This window comes from Acidovorax sp. M2(2025), assembly GCF_049330835.1.
Classification (GTDB): domain Bacteria; phylum Pseudomonadota; class Gammaproteobacteria; order Burkholderiales; family Burkholderiaceae_C; genus Acidovorax.
This window is the reverse complement of the sequence record NZ_CP186262.1, coordinates 1,938,522-1,959,591: the sequence shown is the minus strand read 5'-3', so window position 1 is coordinate 1,959,591 and position 21,070 is coordinate 1,938,522. Positions and strand designations below refer to the sequence as shown.

Annotated in this window: 28 protein-coding genes; 8 read left to right on the top strand and 20 right to left on the bottom strand. The window is 65.6% G+C overall.

The genetic code is table 11. The features are described from left to right. Positions 1-9: 9 nt before the first annotated feature. Both ACOYR3_RS09100 and ACOYR3_RS09095 read right to left on the bottom strand, forming a co-directional pair. Complete coding sequence (locus tag ACOYR3_RS09100) at positions 10-492, bottom strand: DUF2271 domain-containing protein (RefSeq protein WP_422846124.1); 483 nt, start codon at positions 490-492, stop codon at positions 10-12. A gap of 52 nt (positions 493-544) precedes the next feature. Then, positions 545-937, bottom strand: a complete 393-nt coding sequence (locus ACOYR3_RS09095) for a PepSY domain-containing protein (protein WP_422846123.1) — start codon at positions 935-937, stop codon at positions 545-547. Positions 938-1,097: 160 nt separating this feature from the next. Here ACOYR3_RS09095 and ACOYR3_RS09090 point away from each other — a divergent pair, with 160 nt between their 5' ends. Both ACOYR3_RS09090 and ACOYR3_RS09085 read left to right on the top strand, forming a co-directional pair. Then, complete coding sequence (locus ACOYR3_RS09090; RefSeq protein WP_422846122.1) at positions 1,098-1,787, top strand: VIT1/CCC1 transporter family protein; 690 nt, start codon at positions 1,098-1,100, stop codon at positions 1,785-1,787. Positions 1,788-2,001: 214 nt separating this feature from the next. Then, positions 2,002-2,292, top strand: a complete 291-nt coding sequence (locus ACOYR3_RS09085; protein ID WP_422846121.1) for a DUF4148 domain-containing protein — start codon at positions 2,002-2,004, stop codon at positions 2,290-2,292. A 142-nt stretch (positions 2,293-2,434) separates the two neighbouring features. Here ACOYR3_RS09085 and ACOYR3_RS09080 read toward each other — a convergent pair whose 3' ends face one another. The 15 genes from ACOYR3_RS09080 to nifH all read right to left on the bottom strand — a co-directional run bounded on the left by ACOYR3_RS09080 (position 2,435) and on the right by nifH (position 13,689). Beyond that, positions 2,435-2,935, bottom strand: coding sequence for a nitrogen fixation protein NifQ (locus ACOYR3_RS09080; protein ID WP_422846120.1), 501 nt, complete (start codon positions 2,933-2,935; stop codon positions 2,435-2,437). 10 nt (positions 2,936-2,945) lie between these two features. Beyond that, entirely contained in the window at positions 2,946-3,251 is a 306-nt protein-coding gene (fdxB, locus tag ACOYR3_RS09075; RefSeq protein WP_422846119.1) for a ferredoxin III, nif-specific, read from the bottom strand. Next, positions 3,248-3,463 (bottom strand): CCE_0567 family metalloprotein, encoded by a 216-nt coding sequence (locus ACOYR3_RS09070; RefSeq protein ID WP_422846118.1) that lies wholly within the window; start codon positions 3,461-3,463, stop codon positions 3,248-3,250. Before ACOYR3_RS09070 ends, fdxB begins: the two co-directional genes overlap by 4 nt. A 2-nt stretch (positions 3,464-3,465) precedes the next feature. Continuing rightward, positions 3,466-3,954: a NifX-associated nitrogen fixation protein gene (locus tag ACOYR3_RS09065; RefSeq protein WP_422846117.1), complete on the bottom strand. Its 489-nt coding sequence runs from the start codon at positions 3,952-3,954 to the stop codon at positions 3,466-3,468. After that, positions 3,947-4,360 (bottom strand): nitrogen fixation protein NifX, encoded by a 414-nt coding sequence (nifX, locus tag ACOYR3_RS09060; protein ID WP_422846116.1) that lies wholly within the window; start codon positions 4,358-4,360, stop codon positions 3,947-3,949. The genes ACOYR3_RS09065 and nifX overlap by 8 nt, the downstream gene beginning before the upstream one ends. A 14-nt stretch (positions 4,361-4,374) precedes the next feature. Continuing rightward, entirely contained in the window at positions 4,375-5,778 is a 1,404-nt protein-coding gene (nifN, locus tag ACOYR3_RS09055) for a nitrogenase iron-molybdenum cofactor biosynthesis protein NifN (protein ID WP_422846115.1), read from the bottom strand. A 12-nt stretch (positions 5,779-5,790) separates the two neighbouring features. Further along, on the bottom strand, positions 5,791-7,302 hold the full coding sequence (nifE, locus tag ACOYR3_RS09050; RefSeq protein ID WP_422846114.1) for a nitrogenase iron-molybdenum cofactor biosynthesis protein NifE: 1,512 nt from the start codon (positions 7,300-7,302) through the stop codon (positions 5,791-5,793). 139 nt (positions 7,303-7,441) lie between these two features. Next, on the bottom strand, positions 7,442-7,921 hold the full coding sequence (locus tag ACOYR3_RS09045) for a ferritin-like domain-containing protein (RefSeq protein ID WP_422846113.1): 480 nt from the start codon (positions 7,919-7,921) through the stop codon (positions 7,442-7,444). 15 nt (positions 7,922-7,936) lie between these two features. Continuing rightward, positions 7,937-8,293, bottom strand: coding sequence for a hypothetical protein (locus tag ACOYR3_RS09040; RefSeq protein ID WP_422846112.1), 357 nt, complete (start codon positions 8,291-8,293; stop codon positions 7,937-7,939). A 10-nt stretch (positions 8,294-8,303) separates the two neighbouring features. Beyond that, positions 8,304-8,789 carry a hypothetical protein gene (locus tag ACOYR3_RS09035; protein WP_422846111.1) on the bottom strand — a complete coding sequence of 162 codons (486 nt, stop codon included), beginning with the start codon at positions 8,787-8,789 and terminating at the stop codon, positions 8,304-8,306. Positions 8,790-8,799: 10 nt separating this feature from the next. After that, complete coding sequence (locus ACOYR3_RS09030) at positions 8,800-9,108, bottom strand: hypothetical protein (RefSeq protein WP_422846110.1); 309 nt, start codon at positions 9,106-9,108, stop codon at positions 8,800-8,802. 91 nt (positions 9,109-9,199) lie between these two features. Then, complete coding sequence (locus tag ACOYR3_RS09025) at positions 9,200-9,679, bottom strand: 2Fe-2S iron-sulfur cluster-binding protein (protein WP_422846109.1); 480 nt, start codon at positions 9,677-9,679, stop codon at positions 9,200-9,202. Further along, positions 9,676-11,235 carry a nitrogenase molybdenum-iron protein subunit beta gene (gene nifK, locus ACOYR3_RS09020; RefSeq protein ID WP_422846108.1) on the bottom strand — a complete coding sequence of 520 codons (1,560 nt, stop codon included), beginning with the start codon at positions 11,233-11,235 and terminating at the stop codon, positions 9,676-9,678. The genes ACOYR3_RS09025 and nifK overlap by 4 nt, the downstream gene beginning before the upstream one ends. Positions 11,236-11,264: 29 nt before the next feature. Beyond that, positions 11,265-12,722: a nitrogenase molybdenum-iron protein alpha chain gene (gene nifD / locus ACOYR3_RS09015; protein WP_422846107.1), complete on the bottom strand. Its 1,458-nt coding sequence runs from the start codon at positions 12,720-12,722 to the stop codon at positions 11,265-11,267. A gap of 85 nt (positions 12,723-12,807) precedes the next feature. Further along, the gene (gene nifH / locus ACOYR3_RS09010; protein ID WP_422846106.1) at positions 12,808-13,689 is read right to left on the bottom strand and encodes a nitrogenase iron protein; all 882 of its coding nucleotides are present in this window, start codon (positions 13,687-13,689) and stop codon (positions 12,808-12,810) included. A gap of 422 nt (positions 13,690-14,111) precedes the next feature. Here nifH and ACOYR3_RS09005 point away from each other — a divergent pair, with 422 nt between their 5' ends. From ACOYR3_RS09005 to ACOYR3_RS08980, 6 genes are all read left to right on the top strand, one after another. Further along, complete coding sequence (locus ACOYR3_RS09005; protein ID WP_422846105.1) at positions 14,112-14,720, top strand: hypothetical protein; 609 nt, start codon at positions 14,112-14,114, stop codon at positions 14,718-14,720. Positions 14,721-14,752: 32 nt separating this feature from the next. Further along, positions 14,753-15,598, top strand: coding sequence for an NAD(+)--dinitrogen-reductase ADP-D-ribosyltransferase (locus ACOYR3_RS09000; protein WP_422846104.1), 846 nt, complete (start codon positions 14,753-14,755; stop codon positions 15,596-15,598). 31 nt (positions 15,599-15,629) lie between these two features. Beyond that, positions 15,630-16,589 (top strand): ADP-ribosyl-[dinitrogen reductase] hydrolase, encoded by a 960-nt coding sequence (draG, locus tag ACOYR3_RS08995; RefSeq protein WP_422846103.1) that lies wholly within the window; start codon positions 15,630-15,632, stop codon positions 16,587-16,589. 11 nt (positions 16,590-16,600) lie between these two features. Beyond that, positions 16,601-17,053, top strand: coding sequence for an ArsC/Spx/MgsR family protein (locus ACOYR3_RS08990; protein ID WP_422846102.1), 453 nt, complete (start codon positions 16,601-16,603; stop codon positions 17,051-17,053). Beyond that, positions 17,040-17,288 (top strand): FmdB family zinc ribbon protein, encoded by a 249-nt coding sequence (locus ACOYR3_RS08985; protein ID WP_422846101.1) that lies wholly within the window; start codon positions 17,040-17,042, stop codon positions 17,286-17,288. Before ACOYR3_RS08990 ends, ACOYR3_RS08985 begins: the two co-directional genes overlap by 14 nt. Before the next feature lie 353 nt (positions 17,289-17,641). Then, complete coding sequence (locus ACOYR3_RS08980; protein WP_422846100.1) at positions 17,642-18,400, top strand: YkgJ family cysteine cluster protein; 759 nt, start codon at positions 17,642-17,644, stop codon at positions 18,398-18,400. 79 nt (positions 18,401-18,479) lie between these two features. On the opposite strand, the gene modC is transcribed toward ACOYR3_RS08980, so the two are convergent. From modC to modD, 3 genes are read right to left on the bottom strand one after another with little or no spacing between them, the layout of a single operon-like run. Then, entirely contained in the window at positions 18,480-19,556 is a 1,077-nt protein-coding gene (gene modC, locus ACOYR3_RS08975) for a molybdenum ABC transporter ATP-binding protein (protein ID WP_422846099.1), read from the bottom strand. After that, positions 19,553-20,224, bottom strand: coding sequence for a molybdate ABC transporter permease subunit (modB, locus tag ACOYR3_RS08970; RefSeq protein WP_422846098.1), 672 nt, complete (start codon positions 20,222-20,224; stop codon positions 19,553-19,555). The genes modC and modB overlap by 4 nt, the downstream gene beginning before the upstream one ends. A 10-nt stretch (positions 20,225-20,234) precedes the next feature. Next, the gene (modD, locus tag ACOYR3_RS08965; RefSeq protein WP_422846097.1) at positions 20,235-21,065 is read right to left on the bottom strand and encodes a ModD protein; all 831 of its coding nucleotides are present in this window, start codon (positions 21,063-21,065) and stop codon (positions 20,235-20,237) included. Between the last annotated feature and the right edge of the window lie 5 nt (positions 21,066-21,070).

The window sequence follows — 21,070 nt, the reverse complement described above, 5'->3', positions numbered from 1 at the left end:
GGGTGCCCGTTACTGCAGTTGCACCGTGGCCGACTGGATGTACTGCTTGCCCGCGTACGGCTTGCCCGCGCTGGCCTTGGACAAGGGGATGCGAACTTCGGCCGGGCTGTCCCGCATGTCTTCCACCGCAGCATCCAGGCGGATCTCGTAGCCAGCGTCCAGCAGTGCATCCGCCAGCTCGGCCGTGACCTTGAGGGTGCGCCCCTCCCCCACGCTGGCACCGGTGACGCCGCTCAGGCGCTTGGCGTCGCCCGCCGAGAGGCGGTTCCAGTCCGACAGATGCTTGTAGTACTTGGCCTTGCCACCAGCCACCCACAGCGTGCGCACATAGGTGCCCTTGGCGTCGGTGATGTAGGCCGCGAGGTAGGCGCCGTCGCCGCCGTAGTTCTTGAGCTGCGCTGTCAGCGTCACGGTGCGGCTCTGGGCCAGGGCGGGAAATGCCACGCCGCATGCGGCGGCCAGCAGGGTCAACAGGGGGGTCTTTTTGGACATCGCGGAACTCCTTTTGCGTGTTCGTTCGTTGTTCGTGGATTGGATTGCCCGTCTATTGCGCCGGGCGGGGCTGGGCATCCGCGCCGCCACGCGGCTCTTCGGGTGACGGCCCGGCCTGTGGCGCCGGGCCGTCGTCCGCGCGGCGGTGGGTCCGCTCGCGCAGGTGGTCGCCGTGCTTGAGCTTCAGCACCTTCAGGGTTTCGGGCTCAATCTTGGCTTTGAACGGCTGCCCTTCGGCATCCGTGCCGCGGATCTCATAGCAACCGTCATCAATCTTCAGCCGCTGGATCTGCCAGCCTTGCGCGGCAGCCCACTGCCGCAGGGCTTCGCGCGTCTGCCACCGGCTCACGGGCGCGTCGCAGTCGTCCTTGGCCGAGGCGGGCACGGCGGCCAGGCCCATCGACAGGACCACCAGGCCATCGCGCAGACAGGGGGGGCATTTCATGGCAGGCTCCAAAAAAACAGGCTCGCAGCGCAGGCGCACCGGATCTTCCTGATGCACTGCATTGTTCCCCAGGCACTCTGAACGTATGCTGAACGGCGTATTCAGGGCCTGTTCAGCCCGCATGGGGCAACATGCCCCCCATCATCAACCTGGGATACCCATGAGGCATAGCGAAAGACACAAGACCCACCGCACGGGCTGGCTGCGGGCCGCCGTGCTGGGCGCCAACGACGGCATCGTTTCCACGGCCAGCCTGGTGCTGGGCGTGGCGGCCACCAAGGCCAGCACGCAGGCCATTCTGATCGCCGGCGTGGCCAGCCTGGTCGCGGGAGCGATGTCCATGGCCGCGGGGGAATACGTGTCTGTCAGTTCGCAGGCAGACACCGAAAACGCCGACCTGGCCCGCGAAAAGACCGAGCTGGCCGACAACCCGGGCCAGGAGCATGCGGAACTCACGGCCATCTACATGCAGCGCGGGCTGGACGAAAGCCTGGCTTCGCAAGTGGCCACCCAGCTGATGGCCCGCGACGCCCTGGGCGCGCACGCACGGGACGAACTGGGCATTTCGGAAACCCTGGCGGCCAAGCCCGTGCAGGCCGCTTTCGCCTCGGCCGGGATGTTTGCCGCGGGCGCGCTGCTGCCGCTGGCCGTCGTGCTCCTGGCGCCCGCCTCCGCGATCATGGAGGCCGTGGCCGGCAGTTCGCTCTTCTTCCTGGCGCTGCTGGGGCTGGTGGCCGCACGCGCTGGCGGGTCCCCGCTGCTGGTGTCGGCCGCCCGCGTGACGTTCTGGGGCGCGCTCGCCATGGCCCTCACCGCCGGCGTCGGGGCGCTCTTCGGCGTGGCGGCATAAGCCAGTGGAACCGCTGTGCCCCCTCGTCTTCAGCACGGCGAATATTGTTTCCAATACTGGAACAGTTAGTTTGCGACTGGATGGTTTTTCCCTGAACCCCCTCGGCGTACAGTTCATCCCATCGATGAGCCGAACCCGCAAGGCGACTCACCGAACCCGGTTCAAGAATGGTTCTTGCACCGGCTTTTCTGAGACGCTTAACTAGGAATCCATCATGAACAAGACCGCACGTATCCTCTCCCTGGCCGCCCTGACTGCTTTCGCTTCCTTCGGCGCCCAGGCTGACGAAGCCGACGCTTCGCAATTCGCCACGCAGTTCCAGACCAACCGCACCCGCGCTGAAGTGGCTTCCGAAGCCGCCACGGTGGCTGCCACCCGCAGCCAAGAGCCCGCAGGCTCCCGCGTGGTGACCTACAAGAGCACGGCCGACCGCGCTGCCGTGCGCGCCCAGGCTGCCGAAGCCCTGCGCACCGGCAAGATCCCTTCGGGCGAATTCAGCATGTAATTGCTGCGGTTGCGGGCCTTGCCCGCACTCGCAGAAACAAAAGGGCTCCCACCGGGAGCCCTTTTTTCTTGTCCGTGCCCCATCCTACCCAGCGTTGACACAGGGACCTTTCACGAAACAGGTACGTCTAGGAACACGCCCGTCAGACGGCCGGGGTGGCGACCTGACTGAAACCAATCGACCTCCGCGAAACCCCGGGGGGATTCAAGCCCGTTTTCCCCGCCGCATCACTGTGCGGTCTCATCGGTTCCTCGGGGCCAAAGCAGTTTTCGTGATCCCCGCAGTCCGCACAACTTGGCGAGCGGCAGATGAGAATGTCCTCTTGCAGGCACAGCTGCCGGTAGAAGAACTTCTTCCACTTCATGTTGTTCGCATTGAGCGCCGACAAGGCAGGAAACCAGTGCTGAATGAACGCGCTGAGCGCATTCCGGGAAGGTAGCCCCATGTCCTGCCACAAATGCCCGTCGCCCAGACTCGCGCAAGCAACCAGCCATGCCGCGTGGTAGACCTCTGCCTTGGACCCTGCCGAGAAATCCGCATGCCCAATCAGCAGTGCCATCAGGCTGTCAATCTCGTCGGTGCGGGCACGCATGCGCGCCGCAAGGGCAGACCAGTCGAGACAGGGAGAGGTGGATGACGGCATGGCCTGCTCCTCAAGCGTCCGCCGGCGCGTGCGTATAGCACTTCTTGGGGCAGATGCGCGAGCACGCCGTGCAGCCAATGCAAAGTTCCTGGTGCGCGATCGTCATGACCTTTTTTTCGTATTCATCGTCGTCGTCCCCTTCGAGGTCCACGGTGACGCGCTCGCCCTCGTCGTTCAGGCCCACCAGCTCCAGCACGCCGCGCGGGCACACCTTGAAGCAGCGGCCGCAGCCAATGCACTTCTCTTCGTTCAACGAAGCGACGAAGGTTGGCGTCCAGGTCGCGCCGCTGGGCAGGGTGACGGAAAAGGCGCTCATTGCGAGGCTCCGTTTACCGAGGAAGCCGCCGCCGCTTTGCGAGCTTCCATCAACGCGGCGTGGGCGTCGTGGCAGCGCTGCGCCACCGACAGAATGTTCTCCCAATGGGTGGGCAGATCTTCGGACAGGTCATGCAGGTCCATCTTGGCCTGCGTGGCCTGGGCGTTGAGCTTCTTCAGGCGCACTTTGAGTTCGTCAGCGGTTTCACTCATGGTCAGGCTCCGTACTGCGCAACCTCGGGGTAGGTGCGGATCATGGCCACGGCTTCACTCAGGAACTTTCCGCCAGCCTCGGCCAGCTTGGCCAGTGACGGAAAGCCAAACCGGTGCACGTCGCGCAACTGCTTGTTGACGACCACCAGACGACCCGCGATGAGCACCATGCGGCCGAATCCCTCATGGCTCATCTTCATCATGGGTGAAACCATCTGACCAGTTTCACGTTCGATCGCCACCGCGATGGCGTTGTAAAAAATCTCCAGGTGCCACAGCGTCTCAGGATCAGGATCGCCCATGATCGGAATGGCGCGCCGCTCTTCGGCCGTATGGATGAACGGTTTAAGCAGTTGAAGGTCGCTCTTGTTCTCCCAGGTACCGTGGGTATCCTGAGCACGCATCTGCTTGATGAGTTGCTGGATGAACGGCGTGGCCAGCGTGGCCTCGTCGCCGACGGCAGCCGTTTCCAGGGTGGCAGCTTCAGCCATGGGCCACCTCATCGTCTTCAAAGTCAAACGAAGGGACGGCATCCTTTTGCAGCGCCTTGCGCAACCATGGGGGCGGCGTTCCCTTGATCACGGCCTGCAGCTTCTGCAGGATCTCGGCGATGGCTTCCGGCTGCGGCACCTTGATCGGATGGATCCTGGACGCCACCACGCGCGCGGCGCCGGACCCGCCGATGGCCGCAACGTACAGGATGGCGCAGTCCTGGATGGCCTCCAGCTTCGGCGCAAGCTTGTCCTCGTCCCCGTCTTCCTGCAGCTTGTCGCCAAAGTCGAAGCTCCGCACAAGGCTGTAGCCCTCCGGGGAAATTTCGTAAACCAGGATGTGTTTGGCCCAGCCAAAGTGCGCGTTCACGCTCTCCTTGTCCTGGGTGGCGAAGGCGATCTTCATAGGGGACTCCTGAGTCAGGCGCTGGCGGCGGCCAGCGGGTTGGTGAATGGGGTGCTGGCAGCGCTGCCGCGGGGCGCCATGGCCGCACGGCGCGCCTCGGGCGTCAGCGGCCAATCGTTTGCGTGGTGGTGCGGGATGCGCTCAATCATCAGGTTGGCGATCTCGAAAATCAGATTCATCGTGCCGCGGTAGCCCACCTGCACACGGTGCGCATTACCCACACGGTCGAAGACCGGAAAGCCCATGCGCAGCAGCGGCTTTCCCAAGCGCTCGGCCGCTTGGCGGCCATGGGCGTGAGTGACGATCAGGTCGCACTCCCGGGCGCCCTGCTCCAGGTCTTCCAGGTCGCCCAGCAGCACCGTCTGCGCCGGGAGCAGCGCATGCGAGGCGGACTGCGTGGTGCTGACGCAGCAGCGCAATTCAGCGCCCATCTCGTGCAGCAATGCGCCCACGGCCAGCAGCAGGTCCGGCTCGGAGCCAATGGCCACGGTCATGCCGCCGGTGTAGAAATGGCCGTCGAGCATGGCGTCCAGCAGTTGGCTGCGCTGGCGACGGTACTTGGCGGGAACAGGCCGGCCGCTGTGCTGTGACAGGCGCATGAGGAATCGGTCATTGGCCTCGATGCCCGTCAGGCGCTCGAAGACCTCGACGGGCGCACCGCTGATCTCCCGCAATGCCTCGGCGCCCTCACGGGTCTGCTCCCCCACGCCGATGGTCCAGGACGAGGCGCCGGCAGCGCGGATCTGGTCGAGCGAGGTGCCCCCCAGCGTGGTTCCGCGCCAGTCGGGCGGAATGTGACCGTCCAGCGACCCCGAGATATCGGGCAGCACGACGGGCGTCAGCCCAAACGCCTCAATGATCTCGCGCAACTCGTCAATGTCGCCCGGCGAAAGGTGGCTGCCCGGCAGCAGCGTGACCTGCTCGCGCACCGGCGGCAACGGCCGCACCAGGGACTGCACGATTCCCTTGACGGCATGTTTGAAACCGTCCTCGAAAGCCCCCACATAGTCGGGCGTGGACACATAGATGATCTCGGTGTCTGCCAGTTCGGGGTGCCTTTGCCGCGCCAGATTCAGGAACCCGACCACGTCGTCGCCCTTGGTTTCGGTGAGCCCTGTCGAGCAGATCGCGATCAGCCGGGGTGCCGCGCGCTTGCGGATGTTCAGCAGTGCCGCCTCGATGTTCTCGTAGCCGCCGAGGATGGTGGTGACCTCATTCATCGCCGTGGTTTGCAGCGGAATCGCTTCCTTGAAATGCCGCACCAGCAGCACCAGGCCGAAGGACGTGCAACCCTGCGCCCCGTGCATCACGGGCATGCAGCTGTCCAGCCCGAGAAACGCCAAGCTTGCGCCCAGTGGCTGGCTCATCTTCAACGGGTTGACCGCGCAGGCCTTTTTGGATTCGACGACAGTAGCCATGGTGTTCTCCGCTCAGACCGGGATTTCTTCAGGCTCCAGGCCCATGGCGCGTGCTGCGACGCAGGCCAGTGGGTCGATGGCCGTTGCGGGGACCGGCGGGGTTGTGGGCACAAGGGCCCCCAAGGTTTCTCCATCGTCTCCCCACGGTGCGGCGATGCGCACCCGCTGCCAGACGGGGTTGGACAGGGTGCGGTCGATCTGGTGCACCAGCTCGACCATGCCTTCGTAGCCGGCGTAGGCGTAGTAACGTTCCTGGTTGATATCCAGCCAGGGCATGCGCGCCTTCAGCGCCACGAACTGCGAGCGGCCGCCGCTGAGCATGATGTCGGCGCGCGCGTCGCGCAGCATGGCGTACATCTCGCGCGGCGTCATGTCGTCGATCATGTGGGCGTCAGCGCCTTCGCCCATGATCTCCTTGAGCTTTTCCTTGTCTTCCTTGGTGCTCTTCTTGACACTGGTGCCGACGATTTCCATGCCGCCTTCCTGCAGCGCCGCCACCACCGACCAGGACTTCACCCCGCCGGTGATCAGCAGCACGCGTTTGCCGGCCAGGCGCAGCTTGTATTCGGCAATGCGCTTGTAGGCCCGCGCTTCCTCAATTTCGATCAGCCGCTCCGTGCGGGCCATCAGTTCTGCATCGGCGCCCTGCTGCACCAGCAACTGCGCGATTTGGCGCAATGTGTCGCTCATGTCGCTGATGCCGTAGAAAGACCCCTCGAAATACGGGATGCCGTAGCGCTGCTGCATCTTGGTCGCGATGTTGATCATCGACTTGCTGCAGACCATCATGTTGGCCTTTGCGCGGTGGGCCGAAGCGATCTCGTTGTACTTGCCGTCACCGCTGATGCACGAAAGGATGCGAATGCCCAGCGCATCCAGCAGCGGCTTGACCTGCCAAAGCTCTCCGACCAGGTTGTATTCGCCGATGATGTTGATGTCGTACGGCGTCGTGATCTCTGGCTCCACGGTGCCAATCACGTAGTCCAGAATGGCTTCCGCGCCGAGCTTGTTGCCCAGGTTCTTGGGGCCGGCAAAACCGGGCGCGTTGACCGGAATCACCGGCTTGCCGAACTTCTCCGTTGCGCGCTGGCACACGGCCTCGATGTCGTCGCCCGTCAGCGCGGTCACGCAGGTCTGGTAGACGAAAACCGCCGGCGGGTCGTACTTCTCGATGATCTCGCGGATCGACTTGAACAGCCGCTTCTCGCCGCCATAAATCACATCGAGTTCATTGATGTCGGTCGTGAAGCCGGTGCGGTAGATCTGCGAATGCGAAGAGGCGCTGTGCCGGTTGTCCCAGCTGTTGCCTTCGCAAGCAATGGGGCCGTGCACCAGGTGCGCCACGTCGGCCACGGGCTGCAGCGCAATCTTGGCGCCGTCAAAGGCGCACCCACCTGCTGCGGCGCCGGGCGAGAGCTGTTTGGTGCAGCCCTTCTTGCGCTCCTTCTCGCTCTTGCCCTGGTTGATGTCGCAGCCAGGCTCTTCGAACACTTCGGCGATCTTGGCTTTTAGCGATACCGACATGGCGAACTCCTGTCATTGGGATGCATGCCCTCTGCAGGTTTGATGCCAGGGCATTTGGCAGTGTTTTCGGCGCATCGCGGACTGCCAATGGCGGTTTTGAAGCAATCGCGACGGTCGATTTGCGACAGACGTCGGCAACTCAGGCGTCCGTCGGCAGCGGCTTGCCGGCGCGGTGCAATGCGATCCAGCGCTGCAGCTCGGCCACGTGCTGCGCCTCTTCCTCTGAGAACTCCTTGGCGAATGCGCGGATCTCGGGATCGGCCGTGCTGCGCATGATGTCGCTGTAGTAGCTCAGCCCGGCCTGCTCTGCGGCCAGGGCAATCTCCAGCGCCTGCTCACGCCCGAGCATCGGATCTGCGGCCCAAATCGCGGCTGCCTCGGGGCTTTCAATGTCAGGCCAGCGAAACTCGTCCGATGCCAATGTGGACAACTGGCGATAGCCGGAACGCTCCCGCGCGTCGGCCAAATGCAGTTGCGAATAATGGGCCAACTGCCGAAAGAGGCGCCCGACTTCTTTGTTGCCCTGCGCGAACATGGCGTCCGCCAGCTGCCCAAAGCGCAATACCGCTTCCTGTTCGATCTGGATGGCGTGGGCGAGGAATTCTTCGACCGAGTCCATGGTGTGCTTTCTTCTTCAGTAATCGATTTCGAACCAATGCGGCTCGCGCTTGCGCAGTTCGGCCACCAGTTCCAGCGTGGCCGGCACCAACGCCCGCACGCCGTACCAGACGGCTTCCCGGCGCGGCTGTCCGCCCGACTCCAGTAGCTGGTGCAGTTGGCCCCAACTCTGCCAGTCGATCCGGTGGAGCCGCTGGCGCAGCGCGGGCGAAAAGTGCGCCAGGGTCTGCGACATCACCAGCAACTGCGCTTCAACCGCATGGAGCGTGGCGCCGCTCGCGAAGAGCTCATCCTCATCCTGCATCTCCGCCAGCAAGCGCAGGATGGTCTCGCCCGCGCTCCGCACAATGTCGCACTGCATGCGATGCAGCATGGAGGCTCCTTCAGAAGTTGTCGGCCACCACTTCGAGCGCCAGCAATTGCTGGAGCAAGGCATGGCGGGCGCGCCAGCGCGTGGCATCACCGAGCCAGGTGTCGGCGCCTTCGGTTGCCAGCACGGCCTCCCTGTCGGACCAGTAGACCCGCCGCTCACCCGGCCGCGCGGCCAGCGCCGCCAGCAGCGCGGCCCGCTCGTCCACGGGATCCGGGCTGAGCACGCCGCGCCCCAGCACGTGGTCGGCCCGGTAGAGCGTGGCGTCCCAGCCGAACCGGTCACCCAGTGCGCAGACGGCCGGAGCCGCGGCGCGCGCAGCGGCGCTGGCCTCTTCATGGCCCAGCCCGCCCAGCAACGCACGCGGCGTCACTTCGTCGAACAGCTCCCAGGGCTCGCAAGCGTCTGCGGCCGCGATCTTGTGCGACAGGTCCGCCAGGTGGTAGGCGAACCAGGCGTGCGGTTCACCCTTGGGGGGGCATTCGACGATGTAGATCATGCCGGCCCGATCACTCAACGCCCTCGGCCACGGCCTTGGCCCACATCGCGCGACGCAGCCGCTGCGCGATAGCCCTTGGGCTGGTGTCGATCACGCGCTGCTCCAGCGACATCGCGCCGTGCGCGATGGCCGCTTCTTCGTGCGTCAACGGCAGGCGCCCCGCCATATGCGTCGCGCCAGGCGCCACCGCCAGGATCGCTTGGCGGTTGGGGTGTTCCGTCAACGGCACCAGGGTGTCAGCCTCCTTGCGCCCTCCCAGGCACACCCAGCCATCGATCACTTCGACCGGCCGGCCGTCCAGCGTGGTCTTGACAGACACCGGGGCCCCACTACGCCCAGGTGCTGCGCCCGAACCGTCCGGCCCGCCATGCGGGGTAGAAAGCGCAGCGCCAGCGGGTGGGGCCTTCATCTCAGAACTCCACCAGAATGTCTTCGCTGCGCACCACGAACTGGCACGCCAGGCGCCACGGCGGCGGCAGGTCCTTCGTCTCGGCGTCTTCGATCTGCTGCGCAGTGATCTTGCCCGCGAAACGCAGCACGGTCTTCTCTTTCTCTGTCAGCGCCACACCGATCGGCGCCTTGTCGCTGAGCACGGTGACCTTGAGTTGGCAGGACCCGCACTCTCCGTTCTCGCACTCGAAGTCCAGCGGGACGTTGTTCGCCTTCGCCACCGCCAGCAAAGTCCGCGTATCGCCCGCCACCGCATAGACCGTGAGGTCCTTCTTCATGCGTGGAGAACTGAAAGTCACATTGGCCATAAGAGCCTCACAAAAAAGGTGGGAGCGGCCGGCTTCCGCATCCGAGGCGTTGCGGAACCGGCGCCGCCGGGCCGCACGCATCGCCTGCTTGGGGACGAAACGTGCGGCGCTGCGGCAGGAAGGCGCGATCAACGGATGATGTCGTACGAGTAGTCGGTCTTGCCCGGAACGATGGTGTTCGCGTCCAGGGTCTCGAAGAACTCGTCCAGCAAGTTGACCAGCACGCGCATGCCGCCCTCGTACCCCCAGGTGGGGAAACGGTGGTAGTGGTGGCGGTCAAAAATCGGGAACACCATGCGAACCAATGGCGTGCTGGTGTCGCGCTCCAGGTACTTGCCGTAGGTGTTGCCGATCAGGAAGTCCACCGGCTCTGTGAACAGCAACGAACGCATGTGCCACAGGTCGCGCTTGGGGTAGGCCTTGCAGCCGGCGCCGTAGGGCGAGCTGTCGAACAGCTTTTGCATCTTCTCGGCCCAGGCCTCCGTGCCATTGGTCGCCAACACGTGGGCCGGCTCAGCCCCCAGCTCCAGAAGGAACTGGGTGTAGCCCAGCATCTGGTCTGGATCGCCGTACAGGGCATAGCGCTTGCCATGCAGGTGCGCCTGGCTGTCGGCCATGGCGTCAACCAGTTGCCCCCGCTCCTTCTCCAGCTCGGCCGGAATCGGCTTGCCCGTGAGGCGGGAAATGGCCATCAGGAACTGGTCCGTGCCGGCCACGCCCACAGGGGCGTTGAGCACCACGACTTCCTGTCCCTTCTCGGCAATGTACTTGCTGGTCTTCTCGCAGCAATACTCCTGGAACACGATGGTCGCTTTCGCGTTGAGCGCTGCGATCACTTCTTCCTTCGTCGTGCCGCCTTCGTACATGCGGAACTGGCCGTCGGTGGGCGTGTTCCAGTTGCCCGACGGGTCGCAAAGGACGTTCACCTGCACGCCGAACAGATCGAAGATGCGCCGGATTTCCTTCATGTTGCCGACGACATAGCCGTCAAAGCCCGCAATGAAGTTGATGCTGTCGTCGGGCTTGCGCTCCAGGGCCGGCGCGGTGTTGGCCTTGCCGTCCCAGAAGTGCTTGAGAATGCCCAGCAGCGCGTTGTCATAGCCGGTGATGTGGCTGCCGACGAACGCCGGGGTGTGCGCGAACGGTACGTCGAACTCGTCCGGCACGCTGCCCTTTTGCTTGCTGTTCTTGATGAACGCATCCAGGTCGTCACCGATCACCTCGGCCATGCAGGTCGTGGAGACGGCAATCATGTCGGGCTTGTACAGGTTGTAGGCGTTGGCCAGGCCGTCGATCATGTTGTTCAAGCCTCCGAACACGGCGGCGTCTTCCGTCATGGACGAGCTGACACAACTGGTCGGTTCCTTGAAGTGCCGCGAGAAGTGCGAGCGGTAATAGGCCACACAGCCTTGCGAGCCGTGCACGAAGCTCAGCGTCTTGGCAAAGCCGTTGGCCACATACACCGCGCCCAGCGGCTGGCAGGCCTTCGCCGGGTTCACAGTGAGCGAATCGCGCGCGAAGTTCTTCTGCTTGTAGTCCTCGGTCTTCGTCCATTCAATGACCTGGCCGATTTTTTCATCGCTGTGGTTGTATTCGAACTGTTCCTTCTTGTTCTTGAACAGTTCCTGGTACTCGGGCTCACGGAACAGCAGCTCGTGGTCGAGGATCTTGTCGGCGGATTGGGGCATGGCGTACTCCTTGGGAATGTCGGGATGGATCAGTTCTTCCAGGGTGCCTTGGTCAGGCCCCAGATCGGACTGCTGATGGCCATGTCCATGTCACGGGCGAAGATGGCGAAGCCGTCGTAGCCGTGGTAGGGGCCGCTGTAGTCCCAGCTGTGCATCTGGCGGAACGGCACACCCATCTTCTGGAACACATACTTTTCCTTGATGCCGGAGCCGATCAGGTCGGGCTTGATCTTGTCGACGAAGTGCTCGAACTCGTAGCCGGTCACGTCGTCATAGATCAGCGTGCTGTCCTTGATGTAGTGCGTGGTGCGCTGGTAGTCGTCGTTGTGGCCAAACTCGTAGCCCGTGCCGACCACTTCCATTCCCAGGTCTTCGTAGGCACCGATCACATGGCGGGGACGCAGGCCGCCCACGTAGAGCATCACCTTCTTGCCCTGCAGCCGCGGCTTGTATTTGTCGATCACGGCCTGCATCAGCGGTTTGTACTTTTCGATCACGGCTTCGGCGTTGGCCTTGATCTTGTCGTCGAAGTGGCTGGCGATTTCGCGCAGGCTCTTCTCGATCTGGGTCGGACCGAAGAAGTTGTACTCGCACCATGGAATGCCGTACTTCTCCTCCATGTGCCGGCTGATGTAGTTCATCGAGCGGTAGCAGTGCAGCACGTTGAGCTTGGCCTTGGGCGTGTTTTCCAGCTCGGCAATGGAACCGTCGCCTGACCACTGGGCGATCACGCGCAGCCCCATCTCTTCGAGCAGGATGCGGCTGGACCAAGCGTCGCCACCGATGTTGTAGTCGCCGATGATGGCCACGTCGTGCGGGGTGGAGACGAAGTCAGGGCGCTTGTTCGGGTCGGTCTTGTCGAACACCCAGTCGCGGATCGCGTCGTTGGCCAGGTGGTGGCCCAGCGACTGGCTCACCCCACGGAAACCCTCGCAGCGCACGGGCACGATGGTCTTGCCATCGTACTGCGCACTCTTCTTCTTGGAGACGGCCTCGATGTCGTCGCCGATCAGGCCGATGGGGCACTCCGACTGGATCGAGATCCCCTTGTTCAGCGGGAACAGTTCCTGGATCTCGTCAATGATCTTGTCGAGCTTCTTGTCGCCACCAAAGACGATGTCCTTCTCCTGGAAGTCGGAGGTGAACTGCATCGTCACGAAGGTGTCCACGCCGGTCATGCCGATGTAGTAGTTGCGGCGGGCGGCCCAGCTGTACTGGCCGCATCCCACGGGGCCGTGGGAGACATGGATCATGTCCTTGATGGGGCCCCAGACCACGCCCTTGGAACCGGCATAGGCGCAGCCGCGGATCGTCATCACGCCCGGCAGGGACTTGATGTTGGACTTCACGCCGCAATCGGGCTTGCCCTCTTCGTACGTGCTCAGGTGCTTGGCGCGGCGCTTGGCCATCTTCTCGGGATAGGCCTTCAGCACTTCATCGATCAGGGCCTTGTTGGCGGCCTTGCGCTCTTCAACGGTGGCGGTCATGGGAACACTCCAGTGGATGGTAGATGGCTCTCTTGCTCCGCACCCGGCCCGCCTGCAAGCACGCCGAATGCGGTCCTTGAGACGATCAGGCGGCGAGTTCGGCGGCAGTCTTTCCGACTTCCGATTCGTCGATGGCTTTCATGATCCCGTGCTCCATCAGCAAGTCTTCAAGCTGGTCCATCGTGATGGGCGTGGGGATGGTGCCGTTGCCGGCGTTGCCGTGGACCTTCTGAGCCAGGGTGCGGTATTCCTGGGCTTGCTTGGAGTCGGGCGCGTACTCCAGCACGGTCATGCGGCGCAGTTCTGCGTGCTGCACGATGTTGTCGCGCGGCACGAAGTGGATCAGGCGGCTGCCCAGCATCTTGGCCAGCGAGTCAGCCAGCTCCAGTTCCTTGTCGGTCTGGCGCTCGTTGCAGACCAGGCCGCCCAGGCGCACGCCGCCACTGTTGGCGTACTTCAGAATGCCCTTTGAAATGTTGTTGGCCGCGTACATGGCCATCATTTCGCCTGACATGACGATGTAGATTTCCTGCGCCTTGTTTTCGCGGATGGGCATGGCGAAGCCGCCGCACACCACGTCACCCAGCACGTCGTAGGACACATAGTCCACGCCGTCATAAGCGCCGTTTTCTTCCAGGAAGTTGATCGAGGTGATCACACCGCGGCCAGCGCAGCCAACGCCTGGCTCGGGGCCGCCGGACTCGACGCAGCGGATGTCGCGATAGCCGATCTTCATGACATCTTCGAGCTCCAGATCCTCCACCGAGCCCGCTTCCGCAGCCAGCGAGAGGATGGTGTCCTGCGCCTTGGCATGCAGGATCAGGCGGGTCGAGTCGGCCTTGGGGTCGCAGCCCACGATCAGGATCTTCTGGCCCATTTCCGCAAGGGCGGCCAGTGTGTTCTGCGAAGTGGTGGACTTGCCGATGCCACCTTTGCCATAGAAGGCGATTTGACGAAGCTTAGCCATATCAGTTCTCCAATCAAGAAGGGTTGAAAGCCGGGTTGCGATACACCGCGACCAGGTCAGCCTGACGTGCCCATAGCTCTTCTTATCGGATCACGCATCGGCCGGACTTGTGTCCGCGCAGCCACTCCATCGCAGCTTCCGTGCCATGCCATTCGCACCCCCTTCCAACACCTCATAAGTGCTTGTTTTTTAGAGAGAAAGCGGCCTTTCTTCGCGCGCTGTCTAGGCCTTGTACGGCTTTGTTCCGAACCCTACAAACCCGGCCGGCAGCGTCGCAAACGGCACGCCTTGCCAGCGCCTGCGCCAGCGCTTGTGTCGGGTTTGCTGCGCCATCCAGGGCGGGCGAAGGGTTGCGCGGGTTGGTACGTTCATTGCAGACAGCAGCGGTGCTCACTTCCCTTTTCCCAACCACAGGAACCGCCATGACCACGCTCACCGCGCCCGCCACGATTGCCGACACTGCCTTTGCCCGCCTGGAGAAAGAAGGCCGCATGCTCAACCCCGTGCTCAAGGCGCCCACCCCGACGGAAGGCCGCTTTGGATTTCGGGGCGAACTGGCGTTGCGCTTCGCGCCCAAGCTGGCCGACGAAGCGCGCCCCCCCGAGCTCACGCTCGACCAGGTGATCGCCATCGCCACCGCAGGCGATCCCAAACTGCCCTTCCTTGCGGGCTATCTGCTGAACTTTGCCCACCTCAAGGACGTGGCCGAGGTGCTCGGCGACACGCTGTCGGCGGGCGGCAAGTACTTCCTGTTCTGCAACAACATCGACCTGTCGAAGAAGTACCAGGTGCCGTTCCAAGGTGCGATGTTCTACGTGCTGCCCATCGACGAATCCACCGTCTACAACGAACTGCTGGAACTGCTGTACCTGGAGAAGGGCGACCTCAAGAAGCTCGACACCGCGGGCAAGACCGACAAGGTTGCCGATGCGGCGCTGAAGTTCGACATCACCTTCGACACCATCACCTACGACGAAGGCCTGGCGCTCATGGGGCCGGTGCGCAACCCCAACGAAAACCGTCCGGTCTGATCGCGCCAGGGCCTGTGGCTGTTGCCGCGCCAATGGATGATGAACCCGTCCAGCCGCACCGTTGGTACAGCACCAACCTGGTGGGCGTGCCGAGCCAGGTGCTGTCCAGCACGCTGTTCAACGCGCACCCCCTGGCGTTGTCGATCGCCGGCACCCGCGAGACGCATCCGGGCCTGTTCCACCTGCTGGGGCGCTGCGCCAGCCTGAGCGATGCTGCGGAGGTCTTCGTGCACTACCTGGACATCGCCTTCGGCCTTCGTGCCCCTGCGGACCACGAGGCGGCCACGCTGGGCCCTGCCGAGCGCCGCCGGTGGCGCAGCAGCTGGCGCAAACTTCTGCAAGGCTGGGGCATGGACAGCAACGGCCCGGCGGGCGCGGTGCTCAAGGGGTGGGTGGAAAGCCGGTTTGGCCTGGTGCCCATCCACCACAAAGCACCCCTCGCGCACTTTCCTTCTGCAGGCTGGATCACCTACCTGGAAGAGAAGACCTCCAGCCGCCTGCACAACAACAACATCCACCAGCAGCTGGACCTGCTGTACGAGTTTTGCCAATGGGCGCTGCAGCGCTTTGGACTGCCGGGACTCGCAGCCGCCCCGGCCCGGCAACTGCGCCTGTGGCGTGGCAGCACCCGCTGCGACGAACAGCTCGTCGCCGGAGCGCTCCAGAACCGGCATTGCACCGTGCGCCTGAACAACCTGGCTTCCTTCAGCCTCTCCCCCGACGACGCCGGCTGCTTCGGCGACTGGGTGTTCGAAGCCCAGGTGCCGGCCTGCAAGGTACTGGTGTTCCCCGGCCTTTTGCCGGGCCAAGTGCTGCAGGGCGAGCAGGAAGTGCTCGCCCTGGGTGGCGACTACGACGTGGTGGCGCGCTATGTCTGAGCCCTCTTCCTCAAGGCCCTCTTCCGCGCCATTGTCTGTTCGCTTTGACAAAGCCCTGGGGGCCTACCTGGGCCTGGCCCTCGGCGATGCGCTCGGCGCCACCGTCGAGTTCATGCGACCGCGCGAAATTCTGCAGCAGTACGGGGTCCACCGGGACATCGTCGGCGGCGGCTGGCTCAAGCTGGCGCGCGGCCAGGTGACCGACGACACCACCCTGTCGCTGGCGCTGGGTGACGCGCTGCTGGCAGCGGGTGCGGCCGGCATAGCCCGGCTGCGCGACGCGCCCGCACTCGACGAAGACCCGCTGCTGCGCAGCATCGGCCAGGCCTACCTCGACTGGTGGCGTGGCGGCCCCGTCGATTGCGGGAACACCTGCCGGCGCGGCATCCTGCGCTTTCTGCACGAAGGCAGCCTGATGGGCCCACCCAACGAAGGCGACGCCGGCAACGGCGCAGCCATGCGCAACCTGCCGGTCGTGCTCGCCACGCTGGGCGATCGCCGCGCCTTCGAGCGCCTTTCGCTGGCGCAAGCCCGCATGACCCACCACCACCCGCTGTCCGACGCCGCCACCCTGGGCCTGGGACGGCTGCTGCGCGGCCTGCTGCAGGGCGATGACCAGGCACAGCTGCGCGCTGGCATCGCGCAGTGGGTGGCGGCAGAGCCCGCCTTCCGCCACACCCCCTACCCGGGGCGCGCTACCGCCTTCGTGGTCGACACCGTGCAAACCGTGCTGCACTACGTGGCCGAACACGAAGACTTCGAAGACGCCGTGACCGCCACCGTCAACCAGGGCGACGACGCCGACACCACCGGCGCCCTGGTGGGCATGCTTGCCGGGGCGCGCTGCGGCGCTGCGCGGCTGCCCTGGCGCTGGCTCAGCCGCCTGCAGCCCGCAACAGTGCGCGCCATCACCGACCAGACCAGCGGCCTGCTGGCGCTGGCCGACCAGTTGCCCCCCGCTACGGCTGCAGACTCGGCCGCGGCTTCGTAAAGGGAGACCCCATGGCCCATCTCATCTTCTACGAAAAGCCCGGCTGCGGCGGCAATGCCCGCCAGCGCGCGGCGCTGCAGGCCGCAGGGCACACACTGGAACGGCGCGATCTGCTGGCCGAACCCTGGACCCGCGACGCCCTGCTGGCGTTCCTCGCGCCGCTGCCGGTGGCGGACTGGTTCAACCGCGCCGCGCCCCGCATCAAGAGCGGCGAGGTGGTACCCGGCACGCTGAGCGCCGAGCGCGCGCTGGCCCTTCTGCTGGCCGACCCCCTGCTCATCCGAAGGCCGCTGATGTACCAGCCAGCCGACGACAGCCGCCATGTCGGCTTCGACACCGCCGCCGTGGCCGCCTGGATCGGCCTGGCCGAGCGCCCCGCACCCGCGGCCTCGCTGGAAGGCTGCAGCGCCACGCGCACCCCCTGCTCCACCACACCCAAGGGAGGCTCTCATGCCGCTGTTTGACTACCACTGCAAAGCCTGCCAGGCTGAGTTCGAACTGCTGGTGCGCTCCAGCACCGTGCCGACCTGCCCCCACTGCGGCAGCACCGATCTGGAGAAATGCGTCTCGCGCATCGCGCCTGCCGGCAAGATCGAGGCCATTCGCATGGCGCATCGCCGCGCGGCCCATGCGCAGGGGCACTTCAACCACTACAGCCCATCCGACCAGGCCAAGCTGCTCAAAGGAAAGCGCGTCTGAGATGCCGGGCCCGCACCGCTGCGCCCGGCGGATGCATTGCGGCGCCGGCCGTGCCGTTGCGGCGGCATGCAGGATAGACCGGAGGTCGGCGCGCACATCGGCCAGGTGGTTCGCCGTGGCGTCAGAAATTCTTATGAAAATGGCCTCTAGCGCTTTACCATCAAGCGCAAGCAGCTCTCATATTTATAGCAACAAGATTCCATGCATTCTCTCCTTCTCACGTGGAACGGCCCAGCAAACCTGGCCACGCCCAGTCACCCGACGCGACGCGCTCGGCGCTGCGCCCCTGCGCGGGTGCAGCGAACGAACGCAGAGCGCCGTAGCGCCAACCTCGACGATCCGCCGAGGGCCCCATGAGTGACGATTCCGAACGCGGCGCGGAGGCCTTCTTCAACGCCCAGCGGGCCGCCTTTGAGCACACCTTGGCCACGGCCGGTCCCCAAGCCGTGCAGGCCACGCTGCTTCAGGCCTGGGACAGCTTCGACGGCAACGTCGCCATCCAGTGCGAAGGCCAGCCTGCGGTGGAGTGCGCCAAGGGCTGCGCCAGCTGCTGCGCGCTGCGCGTGACCGCGCTGGCCCCCGAAGTCTTTGTGCTGGCCGACTACCTGCGCGCTACCGCCCCCACGCTGCAGCGCCATGGCATCGACCTGGTGGCTGCGGTGCGCACGGCAGACGCCGCCACGCGCGGCCTCGACGAAGCCGCGCGCGTGGCCTTGCGCCGGCGCTGCGCCTTCGTCATCCAAGGGGTGTGCATGATCCATCGCGCGCGCCCGCTGTCCTGCCGGGGCCACGCCTCGCACGACCGGCGCGCCTGCGCCGCCGCCGCAGCCGGACGTACGGACGAAGTGCCGTTCTCCGGCCCGCACCGCCTGGTGCGCCTGCTGCTGCAGGCCGCCCTGCAAGCCGCCCTGCGCGAGCGCGGCCTGGCCTGGGGCGCCTACGAACTCAACCACGCCCTGGTGCTGGCACTGGACACGCCAGACGCCTATGCCGCATGGACCGCGGGGGCCGACCCGCTGGCCGGCGCAGCGGTTGACCAGGACGTGCGCGCCGCCCTGGCGGCGAGCTTTGACGAAGTCCCGCCCCCACCGCAACCGCCCCAATTCCCGTAACGCTGTTGCTGGTGCGGGCACCGGTGCCGCAAGCACACCGCCGACCGCGCCGCCGCCGCCCACGGCGCCTCAGCCAGCACTATCCGATCAGCGCCACAGCCTTGATTTGCGCCCACAGCGCGGTCCCAGGCTGCAGCGCCAGCGCCGCTGCCGAGCGCCGGGTCAACCGCGCAAGCAGCGACGACGCGCCACTGCCCACCCGCACGCGACACAGCGCCAACGCAGAGTGGCTTTCATCGGCCACCTGCTCCACCACCACCGGCAGGCTGTTGAGCAAACTGGTGTCGGTGGCGGGCGAAAGCGCCAGGCTCACATCGCGCGCCAGCACGCGCAGCCGCACCGTGGCGCCCTGGCCCTGCCCGCCGTCGCGCACCCAGAGGCAGCCGCCCGGGAAAGCAATGCGCGCCAGATGCCAGGCCGGCTCGCGCTCGACCACCACGCCCTCCAGCACCACGCCCGCATCCTCGCCCAGGTGGATGGGCAGGTCCAAGCGCGACAGCACCTCGGCCAACGGCCCTGCGGCCACGGCGCGGCCCGCCTCCAGGACCACGATGTGGTCGGCCAGCCGGGCCACCTCGTCGGGTGCGTGGCTCACGTACACCACCGGGATGTCCAGCTCGCGCGCCAGCCGCTCCAGGTAGGGCATGAACTCTTTCTTGCGGGCCACGTCCAGCGCGGCCAGCGGCTCGTCCATCAACAACAGCCGGGGGCTGGTCAGCAATGCCCGGGCGATGGCAATGCGCTGGCGCTCGCCGCCAGAGAGCCCGGCCGGGCGCCGCTCCAGCAGATGGCCGATGCCCAGCAGATCCACGGCGCGGTCCCAGTCCACCTGGCGCGCCGCCACCGGGATGCGCGCCCGGCCGTACTGCAGGTTGGCACGCACGCTGAGGTGCGCAAACAGTTGCGGCTCCTGGAACACATAGCCCAGCGGTCGGCGGTGCGTCGGCAGCGTGTGCGCGCCGTCCTGCCAGACCTCGCCGTTCACCACGCAACGCCCCCCGGGTGCCATCTGCAAGCCCGCGATACAGCGCAGCAGCGTCGACTTGCCGCAGCCCGAGGGGCCGAACAGCGCGGTCACCCCGCGGCCAGGCAGCTGCAGGTCCACGTCCAGCGTGAAGCCGGCAAAGCGCTGCACAAAGTGGGCTTCGATGCTCATCGCGCGTGGCTCCAGCCCCGGCTGTTCAGCAGCAACAGAACCGCGAGCGAAAACACCAGCATGCCGCCGGCCAACCAGTGCGCGTTGCCGTACTCCATCGCCTCGACGTGGTTGTAGATGGCCATCGACAGCACCTGCGTCTTTCCGGGGATGTTGCCGCCGATCATCAGCACCACCCCAAACTCACCCACCGTGTGCGCAAAGCCCAGGACCCCGGCGGCGACAAAGCCCGGGCGCGCCAGCGGCAGCGCCACCGTGAAGAACGCGTCCCAGGGCGAAGCGCGCAGGCTGGCCGCTGCCTCCATGGGCGCGCGGCCGATGGAGACAAACGCCTGCTGCAGCGGCTGCACCACGAAGGGCAGGGAATACAGCGCCGAGGCCACCACCAGCCCCGCAAACGTAAAGGGCAACAGCCCCAGACCGAGGGCTTGCGTGAACCGCCCGACCGGCCCCTGCGGCCCCATCAGCACCAGCAGGTAAAAGCCCAGGACCGCCGGCGGCAGCACCAGCGGCAACGTCACGATGGAGCCCACCAGCGCCTTGAGCCGCGAGGGCGTGCGCGCCAGCCACCAGGCGATGGGCGTGCCGAACACCAGCAGTAGCACGGTGGTCAGCCCCGCAAGCTTGAGGGTAAGCCCCAAGGCGGCATAGTCATGGGCGGAGAGCATGCGGCGTTCCTCAGCAGCGGGAAAAATGGACCTGCACATCGCGCGGCGGGGCCGTGAAGGGCGCAGACGTGACCAACAGGTCCGCACCCGCCGCCACGTAAGCCGCAGCGTTGTCAGAGCGCACGCCGCCCGCTGCGCCCAACAACGGCGTCAATGCCAGCACGCCGAGGCTCCGGCGGCACTCAGCGACGCCAGAGGGGGTGAACTTTTCCAGTTGGAGCACGTCGGCGCCGGCCAGGGCCCAGCGCACTGCCTCCTTCACGTCACCCACTTCGACAACGATCTTTTTTTCGGGCTGTGCTCGCCGCAGCCGTGCCACCGTGTGGTCGGGTTCCTCCGCGAGAAACAACCGGTGTTCTGCAAACAGCAGCAGCGTCTCCGACAGTCCCAACCGGTGCATCACCGCGCCACCCGCCTTCACGGCCTTGACCGACAGGGCTTTGGCACCGGGCACGTTCTTGCGCGTGCAAGCCACCGCTACACCACCGGCTGCGCCCACGATGGACGCAGCCGCAGTGGCGATGCCGCTGGCCCATTCCACCAAGGTCTGCGCCGTCTTCCAGGCACGGTGCAACTGCTCTGCCGACCCGGCTGCCGTCAGCAGCAGGCCGCCTGCGGCCAGGACGGTGCCCGATGTCGCGTGGTGACGGGCCTGTGCGCCCACCCGCTCGAACAGCCGCACGGCTTCCTCCGCACCGCACACCACCATGGGTTCACGCGCCAGAAACTGCAGGCCGCCCGCCGCGGCACCCACGCCCAGGCTCTCGGTCGTCAGGTCGCCGCAGGGCGCGTCGTCCTGCAGCAGCCGGTCCAGTTCATCGTCGCTCAGCGCGGTGTACATGGCGC